This window comes from Emticicia sp. BO119 (assembly GCF_013912375.1).
Lineage (GTDB): Bacteria > Bacteroidota > Bacteroidia > Cytophagales > Spirosomataceae > Emticicia.
Window position 1 is genome coordinate 547,943 of sequence record NZ_JACETV010000003.1, and the last position, 13,503, is coordinate 561,445.

Below are 13,503 nucleotides of genomic sequence, written 5' to 3' on the forward strand. Positions count from 1 at the left end.
AAATTTATCCGGCATTAGTTTAATTTTTTCCACTCTTCTGCTTGCTACTATACTCTTCTGCGTTTTGGAGGACGACAACCATTGTGCGGTAGAGGAGTTACATCGGTGATTGAAGTTACTTCAATACCTGTGCTTTGTACCGTACGGATGGCTGATTCACGACCAGCACCAGGGCCTTTTACAAAAACTTCAGCTTTACGCATACCCGCATCATAAGCTACCTGTGCACAGTTCTGTGACGCCATTTGAGCAGCATACGGAGTGTTTTTCTTAGAACCCTTGAATCCCATTTTACCTGCCGATCCCCAAGAGATTACTTGTCCCTGGCTGTTGGTAATGGAGATAATAATATTATTAAAAGATGCACGGATATGTACCTGACCTACCGGCTCTACGATTACTACTCTTTTTTTGGCTTTATCTTTTCTTTTAGCTTGTGCCATTGTAACAAAACAGTGTTTAATGATTGGCAATACAGAAATACCTGTATTCTGTTCGATTTTACTCCCGTGATTCGTAAAATCCTGTTTAGTATCTTAACCAGATACGCGGGATTACTTAGTAGCTTTCTTTTTGTTTGCTACAGTCTTACGCTTACCTTTACGAGTACGTGAATTGTTTTTGGTACGTTGACCACGAAGTGGTAAACCTTTACGATGGCGAACGCCACGGTAGCAACCAATATCCATTAATCGTTTTATGGCAAGCTGCACTTCAGAACGCAACTGACCTTCTACGGTAAATTCTTCGCTGATAATACCGCGAATAGCATTCGCTTCAGCGTCGTTCCATTCGCCAGCTTTTTTATCCAAGCTAATGTTTGCTTTTTCTAAAATCTTTACTGACGCGCTACGACCAATACCGTAGATGTACGTAAGGGCGATTTCGCCTCTTTTTTTGTCCGGGATGTCAACACCTGCAATCCTCATAGATAATTAACCTTGTCTTTGTTTAAACTTCGGATTTTTTTTGTTAATAACGTAAATTTTACCCTTACGACGGATAACTTTACATTCAGCACTACGCTTCTTTACTGACGCTTTAACTTTCATAATGCAAACCCCTAACCCCTAAAGGGGGACTTTTGTAAGAAGTTTTCATGCTTTGGGGTGTTTACACATGAAACTTTCATTATAAAACTATTAAATCATCGTCATTAGTTCCTTTACCTGCCTTAGCTCCCCTTTAGGGGCCACCGTGGAACGGTTGGGGGCGGTCTTCTTACTTATAACGATAAGTAATTCTTGCTTTTGTTAAATCGTACGGCGACATCTCCAGTCTCACCTTATCGCCTGGCAGAATACGAATATAATTCATTCTCATTTTGCCAGAGATATGGGCAATCAGCTCATGTTTGTTCTCCAGACGCACACGAAACATAGCGTTTGAAAGAGCTTCCGTAATGATGCCGTCTACTTCGATATTTGCTTGTTTTGCCATATATTCTGTTACACAGAAAAATTGTTTTTAGTTTGTTGTCTCTCTGTGCTAAACTCCTATGCAATCACTAAATTTCTTTGAGCCAATACTGTTTCAATGTGCTCAAAAGTGGTTAGTATTTCGCCGACTCCTTTTCTTACAACAATAGTATGTTCAAAGTGGGCTGCTGCTTTTCGGTCTTCAGTGCGTATGGTCCACTGGTCGTTTTCCTGTAATACACTTCTCCTGCCCAGCGTAATCATTGGTTCAATAGCTAAAACCATACCCTCCTGCAATTTCGGGCCATTGCCACGTTTGCCAAAGTTAGGTACTTCCGGCGGCTCGTGCAGATATTTTCCTACACCATGCCCTACCAATTCCCGTACAACGCCATACCCATGTTTTTCGGCGTGGTCTTGCACTGCAAAACTAATATCCCCAATCCGATTTCCTGTTTTTGCCTGTTCTATACCCTTGAAAAGCGATTCGTAGGTACATTTCAGTAAGTCAGCTACATCTTTGGCTATCTCGCCTACAGCATAAGTATAAGCACTATCGGCATGATAACCATCTTTGTAAACACCACAGTCGATTGATACTATATCTCCTTCTTTCAATGTTCTATTACTTGGGATACCGTGCACCACGACATCGTTCACAGAAATACAAAGTGAAGCAGGAAACTTAAGCCCTCCGACATCATAGCCCAAAAAAGACGGATGCCCCTTCTGGTCTTTAATGTATTCGTAAGCTATTTTGTCTAATTCTTTGGTAGTAATACCCGGAGCGATTACTTTTGCCACCTCTGCCTGAGCCTGGCCTAAAATCTGGCCATTGTTTCGGATAATTTCTAACTCCTCGTCCGACTTCAAATATATGATTCTATCCTTTTTGCTCATGGTACTACCTTTTGATTAAATAGATACTGTTGATACCGTCTGGCGGCCTTGGATACGTCCTGATTGCATCAGGCCTTCATAACGTTTCATCAACAAGTAACTTTCAATTTGTTGTAATGTATCTAACACCACACCTACCAGAATTAACAACGACGTACCGCCGAAGAAAGAAGCAAAGTTTTGTGTCATTCCTAATAATCCGGCAAGGGCAGGTAAGATAGCAATTACTGCTAATAAGATACCACCCGGAAGTGTGATTCTGTCTAATATATTAGCGATATAATCAGAGGTTGGCTGACCAGGTTTGATACCTGGGATAAAACCACCACCACGTTTCATATCATCTGCAATCTGATTTGGGTTAATCGAGATAGCCGTATAGAAAAACGTGAAACCAATAATTAATATGGCATAGATTAAACAATACTGCCAGGAGGTTGGACTATTCATGATAATTGCCCAATTCTGGAAAGTATCACTCTTAGTGCTTTCTGCCATGTATGTCAAGATCAAACCCGGAATAAACATCAATGCTTGTCCGAAGATGATCGGCATTACACCAGCAATATTCAGTTTCAAAGGCAGATACTGGCGTTGGCCTGTTACTACCTTGTTACCTACAATCTGTTTTGCGTATTGTACTGGTATTCTACGGGTTGCCTGCGTAATAGCTACAGCAAACAATACTACCATAAATAAAGCTACGATTTCTATGATGAAGAACAGAATCTGACCGCTTCCGCCTCTTGAGTTTGCCTCACCAATGATAGCACCCGGAAATCTTGACACGATCCCGATCATGATCATCATTGAGATCCCGTTTCCGATACCTTTTTCGGTCATGCGCTCACCCATCCACATACACATCACTGTTCCTGCAATGATTAATACAACAGAGCTGATATAGAATAAGCCCTGGCTAATCATGATTGCGTCTGTTGGGATGGTTGTCTGAACATAGGTAAACCCTTGTGCAGCTGCTACGATGATTGTCAACCAGCGTGTAATCTGATTTAACTTTCTACGACCTGACTCGCCCTCTTTCTGCAATTTGCTAAAGTATGGCAAAGCCAATGTTAATAGCTGAATTGCGATAGAAGCAGAGATGTAAGGCATAATACCTAATGCCATGATAGAAGCATTCTTGAACGCACCACCTACCAATGTATTCAAAAGACCTAACAGGCCATTGTTGGCTGTTAAATCCTTTAACTTCGCCACATCAACACCCGGTAAAACTACGTGGGAACCGACACGAAAAATAAGAATTATCAAAAGAGTCTGAAGAATACGCTTCCTCAATTCCTCGATTGACCAGATGTTCTTGAGTGTTGTTATAAATTTGTTCATTTTGTTAGGAAAAACAAGGGTTGGTTGAAATTACTCAGCTCTACCTGCGTTAAGTTTATCCTGCAATTCTTTTAACTCATCTAACTTACCATCACGAGCTAATTCCGCTTGTTCTGCCCAAGTAGTTGGGTCGTGCATTGCATAGTTTGAACCTGCTGCATCAAGAATTTCTTTCACTCTTTCTGCAGGTGTCGCTGCTAAATCTGCAAAGCTAACGATTCCTTCGTTAATAAGCAAATCGGCAATCTTCGGACCTATCCCTTCAATGATTTTCAAATCGTCTCCTTCTGCTGCTTTTTTCGCTTTTTTAGGTTTTGCTTCAACTGCAGTTTCTGCTACTGCGGGAGCTGCTACAACCTCTTGCGCTACTAATTTTTCAGCAGGTTTTCCTGTTTTAACCGCACCTGCCGAAGCAGAAGGGTCAAAAGTTGCATCAACTGTTGCCGAACCACCCGCTTTCTCGATAGCTGCAATAGCTGATGCCGAGAATGCGTTAGCTTTTAAAGCAACCGCTGCTGTTAACTCACCACGACCTAAGATTTTCACACGGTCAGATTTTTGCGTCAAACCGTTGTTGTATAAGAAGCCTAAATCCATGCTATTAGCACCTGTTTTGTCGAACAATGCCTGAATAGTATCAAGGTTAATAGCTTTGTATTCTACTCTGTTAATATTTTTGAAACCAAACTTAGGCACACGACGTTGCAATGGCATCTGACCACCTTCAAAACCACGTTTCTGGCTATAACCAGAACGAGACTTTGCACCCTTATGACCACGTTTTGCAGTACCACCACCGCCAGAACCATGTCCACGGCCTACTCTGTCATTTACTTTAACTGAACCTTTAGCAGGTTGTAATGAACTTAATTTCATTGTAATTCGATTATTTTAATCGGTTAAACATACGCAATTCCGATTTTCGGAATCACTCGGCTATGCCTGGCTTGTGCCTACCCATTCACCCATAAAGGGTAAGAATTGGCTTATGCTTCTTCGATAATCAACAAGTGTTGAACCTTGTTAATCATGCCTTGCATAGCTGGGTTTAATTCTTTTTCTACCGTACGGTTTAATTTGCCAAGACCCAAAGCCGCAATTGTGCGTTTTTGTACTTCTGGTCTGCCAATCGTACTTCTTACCTGAGTAATCTTTACCTTTGCCATTGTTTTATGTAGGTATATTCCGTGTACTTAAAGGTTCCCACCACAAAGGTAACCTTTTGTGGCAATGACCTGAAGGCCGGAAGCTATTATCCGTTAAATACTTTTGTCATTTTCACACTACGTTGGAACGCCACTGCATGTGGTGCACGCATCTGGCTTAAAGCATCGATAGTTGCTTTTACCACGTTGTGAGGGTTTGATGAACCTTTAGATTTTGCCAATACATTGTGGATACCGGCTGCTTCTAATACGGCACGCATCGCACCACCGGCAATAATACCAGTACCAGGGGCTGCTGGTTTTACAAACACAAAACCACCTGAGAATTTACCGTGAATTTCGTGAGGTACAGTATCGTTGATAACCGGAACAGATACCAGGTTTTTCTTAGCATCTTCGATAGCCTTTGCAATTGCATCGGTTACTTCGTTTGCTTTACCTAAGCCTTGTCCAACTACACCTTTACCGTCGCCTAACACAACGATTGCCGAGAAACTAAAACGACGACCACCTTTCACCACTTTGGCTACACGGTTAATGGCTACAACTCTTTCTTTAAGTTCTGCCTCGTTTACTTTTGCTTTATTCATTGATTGAGAATTGCAAGATTAGAATTTCAAACCGCCTTCTCTGGCACCATCTGCCAAGGCTTTAATGTTACCATGATACAAATACCCGTTACGGTCAAACACACAGGCTTCGATACCTTTTTCAGAAGCAATCTCGGCAATTTTCTTACCTACTTCTTTAGAGTTATCAACTTTTACACCTTTCAAACCTAAGCCTGTAGTTGATGCTGAAGCTAAAGTAACGCCTTGGGTGTCGTCGATCAACTGAGCGTATATGGCTGTATTTGAGCGGAATACCGACAAGCGTGGTCTTTCAGGGGTTCCTGAAACCTTGCTGCGGATGCTCCACTTAATTTTTTGTCTTCTATCAGTTTTTACACTTGACATTGTTGTAAATATTTTAAGACCTTGCAACGGGTCAGTATATCTAATGATTATTTCTTCTTACCTGAAGTTTTACCAGCCTTACGACGCACAACTTCACCAACAAAACGAATACCTTTACCTTTGTAGGGTTCAACTTTACGCAGGCCTCTGATTTTTGAAGCTACCAGACCAATCAGTTGTTTGTCTGTTCCTTCAAGGGTTACCAAAGGGTTCTTACCTTTTTCCATCGCAGTAGTTACTTTCAACTCAGATGGAACCACAAAATATACGTTGTGAGAGAAACCTAAGCTTAGGTCTAATACGTTTCCGTTGTTAGAAGCTTTATAACCTACCCCTACAATTTCCATTGAAGTTTTGTATCCGGTACTTACGCCTATAACCATATTATTGATTAATGAGCGATATAAACCGTGCAAAGCTTTGTGGCGTTTTTGTTCGGTTGGTCTTTCTACTTTTAATTCGTTGTTTTCAACACCTACTTTGATATCGGAATCAACTTTCTGAGTGAGTTCTCCTTTCGGGCCTTTTACAGTTACAATGTTATGTTCATCAACTGTGATACTTACGCCGGCAGGAAGAGCAACTGGTTTTTTACCAATTCTTGACATTTTTTTTGAGTTTAAGGCTTCAGGACACTTTCGTTGGGAAACGAGTTATCGAGAGCGGTCAACGATTCATTTAATTGTGTTGCAATGCTGCAACGAGAGATAAGCTATTAAAAGGTGTAACCTATTAATAGATGTAGCACAATACTTCGCCACCTACTTTCAACGAACGGGCTTCTTTGTCTGTCATTACACCTTTAGAGGTAGAAACGATAGCAATACCTAATCCGTTTAATACACGTGGAATATCAGTTGTACCAGCGTATTTACGTAAACCTGGTTTAGAAACACGTTTCAATTCTACAATTGCCGATTGTTTCGTAACAGGATTGTACTTCAACGCAATTTTGATAACACCCTGTGGAGCTGTTTCCTCAAATTTATAGCTTTGAATAAAACCTTTATCGTACAGTACTTGTGTAATCGCTTTTTTGATGTTCGAAGCAGGAATTTCTACCACTCTATGACGCGCCTTGATGGCATTTCTGATTCTGGTAAGGAAGTCTGCTATTGGATCCGTTGTAATCATTTTGCTGTTTAATTTTGGATACCTAAGCCAACATTGAGCAGTATCGTGAGCACGACTTTCTCAATTGGGCTGCAAAATTAGAAAATATTTTTAATAATAGTATATATATATGCAAATATTATTTAGCAGAATTTCTTATTCCTGATTAAATACCATTAATTCAGGAAATTCTCCTAAGCAATATCGCTTATCTTACCAAGATGCTTTAGTAACACCCGGAATCAAGCCTTTACCTGCCATTTCGCGGAAAGTAACACGGTTGATACCAAACTTACGCATATATCCTCTTGGACGGCCCGTCAGCTTACAACGGTTATGTAATCTAACCGGAGAAGCATTGCGAGGTAATTTGTCCAGTCCGATATAATCGTTGGCTTCTTTCAAAGCGGCACGTTTCGCTGCATATCTTGCTACCGTTGCCTCTTTTTTTCTATCTCTTGCTTTTATTGATTCTTTTGCCATTGTATGACTTTATGATTAATTTCTAATCTTATGATTGTTTTTTGGCGCTACTTGCAAAGGGCATTCCCATTGCTTTTAATAATTCGTAAGCCTCGGCATCTGTTGGTGCTGATGTTACGAAAGTTATATCCATTCCCTGAATCTTAGAGATTTTATCAATCGAAATCTCAGGGAAAATAATTTGCTCTTTAATACCGAAGGTATAGTTTCCACGACCATCAAACCCTTTATCACTGATACCTTTGAAGTCTCTCACACGCGGAAGCGCAATTGATGTCAGACGATCCAGAAATTCGTACATTTTTTCTCCACGCAAAGTTACTTTTACACCAATCGGCATATTTTCACGAAGTTTGAAGTTTGATACGGCTTTCTTAGAAAGTGTTGCTACAGCTTTCTGACCTGTGATGTTTGTAATTTCTTCCAGACTGCTGTCAATCAATTTCTTGTCGCCAGTTGCAGCACCCACACCACGGTTCACTACGATTTTTTGTAATACAGGAACCTGCATCACCGATTTGTATCCGAACTTGTCTTTCAAAGCCGGTACTACTTCTGTTGTATATTTGTCTCTTAAACGTGCCATTTTTTTAAATCGCTTTTGGGAGAGGATTTCCGACCCTCTTGAGTTGGTCTGGTTTCACAACCAGATTAATGTAAATTAAATAAATTTACCAGTTTCTTTAGAGAAACGTTGTAATTTGCCTTTGTCGTTTTCTTTACGACCAGTACGGGTGGCTTTGCCTGTGGCAGGGTCTACCAACATAACGTTACTGATGTGAATCGGACCTGCAAACTCACGGATTTCGCCTTGCGGGTTTTGTGCCGAAGGTTTTACGTGTTTTTTCTGAATGTTCACGCCTTCAACAACTACCCGTTGTTTTTCAGCATTGATTTCAGTGATTTTACCACGTTTGCCTTTAGAGTTACCTGCAATTACCTCAACTGTATCGCCAGTGCGTACGTGTTGTTTCTTTTGCTTATTGAATTTTCTTTCCATTACTTTTAAATTTGAAAATTTGAATAGTTAAGCATCAGACAAAGCTGCGAGCAGCTCGTCTTGATGGCGGCATAGGCTTTCCCTAATGGTCGCTTTCAAATTAAAGAACTTCAGGAGCCAAAGAAACGATTTTCATGAATTGTTTCTCACGTAATTCACGTGCAACAGGTCCGAAAATACGAGTACCACGTGGCTCGTCTTGGTTGTTTAATAATACTACTGCGTTGTCTTCAAAACGTATATATGAGCCATCTTTGCGACGAACCTCCTTGGTGGTTCTCACTACAACAGCCTTAGATACTGTTCCTTTCTTCATGTTTGAAGAAGATAAGGCCGATTTTACGGATACGACAACTTTGTCACCAATAGAAGCATAACGTTTGCCTGTTCCGCCTAATACACGGATCACAAGCACTTCTTTTGCTCCACTATTATCGGCAACACCTGCTCTTGATTCTTGCTGTAACATTGTCTTGATTTGTTGGCTATCAGCTATAAAGCTAACAGCTATTAGCTTTAAATTACTTCGCTTTTTCTACGATTTCTACTAATCTCCAATTTTTATTCTTGCTCAATGGGCGAGTTTCCTGAATCTTCACGGTATCACCGATACCAGCTTCATTTTTCTCGTCATGGAACATGAATTTCTTGGTTTTGAGCATGAACTTTCCGTATTTCGGGTGTTTCAGTTTACGAACTACAGCTACCACTCCAGATTTATCCATCTTGTTGCTAACTACTGTTCCGATACGCTCTTTTCTAAGATTTCTTTCTTCCATTGTATTTGTCTTAATGTCCTGTTGAACAGGGTATTTAAATATTAACGGGCATTCAATTCTGTCAACATTTGAGCAATCAATCTACGAGACTGACGGATACGCATCGGATTTTCGATAGGCGTGATAGCATGAGCAAACTTCAACTTGTTGATTCTGTCTTTCTCAACAGCGATATTTTGCTGTAACTGCTCAACTGACAATGCTTGGATTTCTGACTTTTTCATTTTGTTTTTGAATGAATGAATGAGTAAAAAATAAAGGTCTCATTCAGGTTACTTTCACAGGGCTTGTACCTTATGAATTATTCTGCATCTTCCTGATAATCTCTACGTACAATGAATTTTGTTTGTACTGGCAATTTTTGGGCTGCCAAACGTAGTGCTTCAGTAGCAACTGCCAAAGGCACACCTGTTGCTTCGAATAGAATAGTACCTGGTTTTACACTTGCTACCCAATACTCAGGGGCACCTTTACCTTTACCCATACGTACTTCGAGTGGCTTTTTAGTGATAGGCTTATCAGGGAAGATACGAATCCATACCTGACCTTCACGTTTCATTGCACGGGTAACCCCGATACGAGCGGCTTCAATCTGACGAGCAGTGATACGGCCCGGCTCTAAAGATTTGATAGCGAATGTTCCGAAAGCAATCTCGTGTCCACGTGTTGCGAGACCTTTGATCCTGCCTTTTTGCTGCTTACGGAATTTGGTTCTTCTTGGTTGTAACATGACGCTATTATATTTTCAGCACTGCTGTGCTTAGTTTCATTTTTAAGATTCGTAAGTTTCAGGCATTAAATTCCAACAAGGAAACCTACGAACCTGAAACTCAAAACTTATTATCTTCTATTATTATTACCTCTATTGTTATTGTTTCCGCCGCGATTGTTTCCGCCACGATTGTTGTTTCCGCCACGATTATTCGGCCCACGGTTATCTCCTCCTCTGTTATCATCACGTCCGCCGCCTCTTCTGTCGTCACGTCCACCGCCTCTGCGGTCATCACGTCCGCCACCTCTTCTATCGTCACGTCCACCACCTTCATTGCCTCTTTCGTTGCCTTGAGATTGTGCACCGCCAGCAGGTGTCAAATCACGCTTACCAAATACTTCGCCTTTAAATACCCATACTTTAATACCGATTTTACCATATACTGTAAGGGCTTCTGATACTGCATAATCAATATCAGCACGAAGTGTATGAAGCGGAATACGTCCTTCCTTATACATTTCATTACGTGCCATTTCGGCTCCGGCCAAACGACCACCCAGTTTCACCTTTATACCTTGTGCACCTACACGAACGGCAGCCTGAATGGCTTGTTTCATGGCACGACGGTAAGAGATACGAGCCTCTAATTGCTGAGCAATTGACTCACCGATTAGTTTAGCATCCAGTTCAGGACGTTTGATTTCATAGATGTTGATCTGAACGTCTTTACCGGTCAGTTTTTTCAACTCTTCTTTGATCTTATCTACTTCGTTACCACCTTTTCCGATAACCACACCCGGACGGGCCGTATGGATAGTAAGAGTGATACGCTTTAAGGTACGCTCGATAACTACTTTCGATATCGCTCCTTTTGGAATACGTGCTGCAACGTATTTACGGATTTCTTGGTCTTCGACAAGTTTTTCGGCAAATGTTTTGCCACCATACCAGTTAGATTCCCATCCTCTGATATAACCAAGTCTAAGACTGACAGGATTAACTTTTTGTCCCATTAGATATTATTTCTTGATTTTACGACGTCTTCGTCGTAGTAAATTTTAATGCGATACGAGTAGTATATCGTTCGCTATGAATGATTAAACTGCACTATCAACTACAATAGTAAGGTGATGCGAACGTTTACGGACTCTGTAAGCACGCCCTTGAGGTGCAGGTCTTAAACGTTTGATCATACGGCCACCGTCAACGAAGATTGATTTCACCACTAATTCGGCATCTTCAATTTTCTGGTCTTCGTTTTTTTGTTGCCAGTTAGCAACTGCTGATAACAAGACCTTCTTGATAACAGGCGATGCGTGTTGCGGTTGGAAACTTAAAATTCCCAAGGCATAACTTACCTTTTTACCTCTGATCAGGTCTGCAACCAGTCTTGCCTTACGTGGCGAGGTAGGATAATCACTTAATTTTGCTACTGCTTCCATTTTTTACAAATGTACAATTATTATCTTTTTCCTTTATCTTTCTTTGCTATGTGACCACGGAAGTTACGAGTCGGAGAGAATTCACCCAATTTGTGACCTACCATGTTATCAGTTACATATACCGGAATAAATTTATTACCGTTATGTACTGCGAAAGTATGTCCAATGAAATCCGGAGAAATCATTGAGCGACGCGACCATGTTTTGATGACTGATTTTTTGCCAGAGTTGTTCATGTCAACAACTTTTTTGTCGAGGCGGTAATCAATATATGGTCCTTTTTTTAGTGAGCGTGCCATAAATACTTATCTATATTCTTTATTTTGATTATTTACTTCTTCTTGAAACGATTAGCTTGGTTGACGGCTTGGTTTTGTCACGCGTTTTCTTACCTTTAGCTAATAAGCCATTACGAGAACGTGGGTGACCTCCTGAAGCACGACCTTCACCACCACCCATCGGGTGATCAACCGGGTTCATAGCAACACCTCTTACACGTGGACGAACACCTAACCAACGTTTACGACCAGCTTTACCATAAGTTACGTTCATATGGTCGGCGTTAGATACAGTACCTACTGTAGCAATACAAGTAGCCAATACCATTCTCATTTCGCCCGATGGCATTTTCAAGGTTACATATTTACCATCTTTGGCCAACACCTGAGCGTAAGTTCCGGCGCTACGTGCCATCTGAGCACCTTTACCAGGGTGTAGCTCGATATTGTGAACAATTGTACCAAGCGGCATGCTACCTAATGGAAGCGAGTTTCCGATTTCTGGTGCAACTGATTTACCAGCGATGATAGTCTGGCCTACTTTCAAGCCTTGTGGGGCAATGATATAAGCTTTTTCGCCGTCAGTATATTGTACTAAGGCAATACGTGCTGAACGGTTTGGATCGTACTCGATAGTTTTTACTTCAGCAGAAACATCTACTTTGCTTCTTTTGAAATCGATGATACGATATTTACGTTTGTGGCCACCACCGATGTAACGTGCAGTGCGGTGTCCTTCGTTATTACGACCACCAGATTTTTTAATCGTAGTAGTTAAGCTTTTCTCAGGTTTACTTGCAGTAATCTCAGAGAAATCTGGAGCTACACGATGACGTTGACCCGGGGTGATTGGTTTTAATTTCTTGATACCCATTTTACTTATTCTTTTGCAGCCTTAAAAGGCTATACTTGAAATTTAATGATGGAATGATTCTGCTTGGAACCGATTCTTATAAATTTTCGTAGAAATCAATCATTTCTCCTTCTTTCAACGAAACAATCGCTTTTTTGAAAGTAGAGGTAACACCAGAAGATGCTCTGCTACGAGTCATTCTTGATTTCTTTTTACCGATTTGACGAATGGTGTTTACATCAGTTACTGATACACCGTACATCTTTTCGACAGCCTTTGCGATTTCGATTTTGTTCGCATCGATAGCTACCTCAAACACAAACTTACCTTTTGCGGTATTTTTTTGTGATTTTTCGGTGATGATTGGTCTTTTAAGTACACTCATTTTCTTAATTTATTAGCAAAGCTGCTGGCAGCTTCTTAGTTCAATATTGATTCTATTTTCGACAAAGCACCTTCGCTAATGATTAACTTATCAGCATTGATTAAGTCATAAGTACTTACTTCGTCTGCACTCAAAACTTTAGTTTTAGGAATGTTACGAGCTGATAAATACACATTGCTATCGTAGTCAGGCAAAATAAAAAGTGTTTTGCTGCCAGTTAATGACAATGCACCCAAAAATGCTAAGTAAGATTTTGTCTTTGGAGAGTCGAATGTAAAGTCTTCAATAACTGAGATGTTATTTTCTTTAGCTCTTGCAGAGAATACCGATTTACGAGCTAAAACTTTTACTTTCTTATTCAATTTGAAATCGTAATCGCGTGGAACTGGTCCGAATACACGACCACCACCTACGAAGGTTGGAGCTTTGGTTGAACCGTGACGAGCACCGCCTGAGCCTTTCTGACGAACAATCTTTTTGGTTGAACGTGCAATTTCAGCTCTTTGTTTAGCTTTGTGTGTACCTTGACGCTGATTAGCCAGATAGTGTTTTACATCCAGGTAAACCACGTGTTCGTTTGGTTCGATTCCGAAGATGGCGTCAGACAAACTTGCCTTACGACCTAAATCTTTTCCGTCTTTACTTAATACTGATAATTCCATTTTGTT

Annotated in this window: 24 protein-coding genes and 1 pseudogene; all 25 read right to left on the reverse strand. The window is 40.7% G+C overall.

Going from position 1 to position 13,503, the window contains the following annotated elements; translation table 11 throughout:
- Nucleotides 1-47 precede the first annotated feature (47 nt).
- A complete protein-coding gene (gene rpsK / locus H1R81_RS13790; RefSeq protein WP_116982355.1) occupies nucleotides 48-443 on the reverse strand; it encodes a 30S ribosomal protein S11 in 396 nt (131 codons plus the stop codon).
- A 111-nt stretch (nucleotides 444-554) separates the two neighbouring features.
- Nucleotides 555-929 carry a 30S ribosomal protein S13 gene (gene rpsM / locus H1R81_RS13795; protein ID WP_130022933.1) on the reverse strand — a complete coding sequence of 125 codons (375 nt, stop codon included), beginning with the start codon at nucleotides 927-929 and terminating at the stop codon, nucleotides 555-557.
- A gap of 6 nt (nucleotides 930-935) precedes the next feature.
- Complete coding sequence (gene rpmJ / locus H1R81_RS13800; protein WP_015027349.1) at nucleotides 936-1,052, reverse strand: 50S ribosomal protein L36; 117 nt, start codon at nucleotides 1,050-1,052, stop codon at nucleotides 936-938.
- A 169-nt stretch (nucleotides 1,053-1,221) separates the two neighbouring features.
- On the reverse strand, nucleotides 1,222-1,440 hold the full coding sequence (infA, locus tag H1R81_RS13805) for a translation initiation factor IF-1 (protein WP_181841307.1): 219 nt from the start codon (nucleotides 1,438-1,440) through the stop codon (nucleotides 1,222-1,224).
- Between the two features lie 56 nt (nucleotides 1,441-1,496).
- Nucleotides 1,497-2,318 carry a type I methionyl aminopeptidase gene (gene map, locus H1R81_RS13810; protein ID WP_181841308.1) on the reverse strand — a complete coding sequence of 274 codons (822 nt, stop codon included), beginning with the start codon at nucleotides 2,316-2,318 and terminating at the stop codon, nucleotides 1,497-1,499.
- 15 nt (nucleotides 2,319-2,333) lie between these two features.
- The gene (secY, locus tag H1R81_RS13815; protein WP_181841309.1) at nucleotides 2,334-3,668 is read right to left on the reverse strand and encodes a preprotein translocase subunit SecY; all 1,335 of its coding nucleotides are present in this window, start codon (nucleotides 3,666-3,668) and stop codon (nucleotides 2,334-2,336) included.
- Between the two features lie 438 nt (nucleotides 3,669-4,106).
- A pseudogene (gene rplO / locus H1R81_RS13820) lies at nucleotides 4,107-4,544 on the reverse strand (50S ribosomal protein L15); the annotation flags it as partial.
- Between the two features lie 110 nt (nucleotides 4,545-4,654).
- Nucleotides 4,655-4,834 carry a 50S ribosomal protein L30 gene (rpmD, locus tag H1R81_RS13825; protein WP_181841310.1) on the reverse strand — a complete coding sequence of 60 codons (180 nt, stop codon included), beginning with the start codon at nucleotides 4,832-4,834 and terminating at the stop codon, nucleotides 4,655-4,657.
- Nucleotides 4,835-4,920: 86 nt separating this feature from the next.
- On the reverse strand, nucleotides 4,921-5,424 hold the full coding sequence (gene rpsE, locus H1R81_RS13830; RefSeq protein WP_101727426.1) for a 30S ribosomal protein S5: 504 nt from the start codon (nucleotides 5,422-5,424) through the stop codon (nucleotides 4,921-4,923).
- 18 nt (nucleotides 5,425-5,442) lie between these two features.
- On the reverse strand, nucleotides 5,443-5,790 hold the full coding sequence (gene rplR / locus H1R81_RS13835; protein ID WP_181841311.1) for a 50S ribosomal protein L18: 348 nt from the start codon (nucleotides 5,788-5,790) through the stop codon (nucleotides 5,443-5,445).
- 47 nt (nucleotides 5,791-5,837) lie between these two features.
- The gene (rplF, locus tag H1R81_RS13840) at nucleotides 5,838-6,398 is read right to left on the reverse strand and encodes a 50S ribosomal protein L6 (RefSeq protein ID WP_181841312.1); all 561 of its coding nucleotides are present in this window, start codon (nucleotides 6,396-6,398) and stop codon (nucleotides 5,838-5,840) included.
- A 124-nt stretch (nucleotides 6,399-6,522) separates the two neighbouring features.
- Nucleotides 6,523-6,924 carry a 30S ribosomal protein S8 gene (gene rpsH, locus H1R81_RS13845; protein ID WP_181841313.1) on the reverse strand — a complete coding sequence of 134 codons (402 nt, stop codon included), beginning with the start codon at nucleotides 6,922-6,924 and terminating at the stop codon, nucleotides 6,523-6,525.
- A gap of 192 nt (nucleotides 6,925-7,116) precedes the next feature.
- Nucleotides 7,117-7,386, reverse strand: a complete 270-nt coding sequence (rpsN, locus tag H1R81_RS13850) for a 30S ribosomal protein S14 (protein WP_181841314.1) — start codon at nucleotides 7,384-7,386, stop codon at nucleotides 7,117-7,119.
- A gap of 28 nt (nucleotides 7,387-7,414) precedes the next feature.
- Entirely contained in the window at nucleotides 7,415-7,972 is a 558-nt protein-coding gene (gene rplE / locus H1R81_RS13855) for a 50S ribosomal protein L5 (protein WP_181841315.1), read from the reverse strand.
- A gap of 75 nt (nucleotides 7,973-8,047) precedes the next feature.
- Nucleotides 8,048-8,386 (reverse strand): 50S ribosomal protein L24, encoded by a 339-nt coding sequence (gene rplX, locus H1R81_RS13860; protein ID WP_181841316.1) that lies wholly within the window; start codon nucleotides 8,384-8,386, stop codon nucleotides 8,048-8,050.
- 100 nt (nucleotides 8,387-8,486) lie between these two features.
- The gene (gene rplN, locus H1R81_RS13865) at nucleotides 8,487-8,855 is read right to left on the reverse strand and encodes a 50S ribosomal protein L14 (protein ID WP_116982343.1); all 369 of its coding nucleotides are present in this window, start codon (nucleotides 8,853-8,855) and stop codon (nucleotides 8,487-8,489) included.
- Between the two features lie 52 nt (nucleotides 8,856-8,907).
- Nucleotides 8,908-9,165: a 30S ribosomal protein S17 gene (gene rpsQ, locus H1R81_RS13870; RefSeq protein WP_116982342.1), complete on the reverse strand. Its 258-nt coding sequence runs from the start codon at nucleotides 9,163-9,165 to the stop codon at nucleotides 8,908-8,910.
- A 41-nt stretch (nucleotides 9,166-9,206) separates the two neighbouring features.
- The gene (gene rpmC, locus H1R81_RS13875) at nucleotides 9,207-9,389 is read right to left on the reverse strand and encodes a 50S ribosomal protein L29 (RefSeq protein ID WP_116982602.1); all 183 of its coding nucleotides are present in this window, start codon (nucleotides 9,387-9,389) and stop codon (nucleotides 9,207-9,209) included.
- 77 nt (nucleotides 9,390-9,466) lie between these two features.
- Nucleotides 9,467-9,895, reverse strand: a complete 429-nt coding sequence (gene rplP, locus H1R81_RS13880; RefSeq protein WP_181841317.1) for a 50S ribosomal protein L16 — start codon at nucleotides 9,893-9,895, stop codon at nucleotides 9,467-9,469.
- Nucleotides 9,896-10,005: 110 nt separating this feature from the next.
- The gene (gene rpsC, locus H1R81_RS13885) at nucleotides 10,006-10,890 is read right to left on the reverse strand and encodes a 30S ribosomal protein S3 (RefSeq protein WP_181841318.1); all 885 of its coding nucleotides are present in this window, start codon (nucleotides 10,888-10,890) and stop codon (nucleotides 10,006-10,008) included.
- Between the two features lie 84 nt (nucleotides 10,891-10,974).
- On the reverse strand, nucleotides 10,975-11,319 hold the full coding sequence (rplV, locus tag H1R81_RS13890; protein WP_181841319.1) for a 50S ribosomal protein L22: 345 nt from the start codon (nucleotides 11,317-11,319) through the stop codon (nucleotides 10,975-10,977).
- Nucleotides 11,320-11,339: 20 nt separating this feature from the next.
- Complete coding sequence (gene rpsS, locus H1R81_RS13895; protein WP_116982338.1) at nucleotides 11,340-11,618, reverse strand: 30S ribosomal protein S19; 279 nt, start codon at nucleotides 11,616-11,618, stop codon at nucleotides 11,340-11,342.
- Nucleotides 11,619-11,646: 28 nt separating this feature from the next.
- Complete coding sequence (gene rplB / locus H1R81_RS13900) at nucleotides 11,647-12,471, reverse strand: 50S ribosomal protein L2 (protein WP_116982337.1); 825 nt, start codon at nucleotides 12,469-12,471, stop codon at nucleotides 11,647-11,649.
- Nucleotides 12,472-12,547: 76 nt separating this feature from the next.
- Nucleotides 12,548-12,835 carry a 50S ribosomal protein L23 gene (rplW, locus tag H1R81_RS13905; RefSeq protein WP_116982336.1) on the reverse strand — a complete coding sequence of 96 codons (288 nt, stop codon included), beginning with the start codon at nucleotides 12,833-12,835 and terminating at the stop codon, nucleotides 12,548-12,550.
- 35 nt (nucleotides 12,836-12,870) lie between these two features.
- Complete coding sequence (gene rplD / locus H1R81_RS13910; RefSeq protein WP_116982335.1) at nucleotides 12,871-13,497, reverse strand: 50S ribosomal protein L4; 627 nt, start codon at nucleotides 13,495-13,497, stop codon at nucleotides 12,871-12,873.
- Nucleotides 13,498-13,503 lie beyond the last annotated feature (6 nt).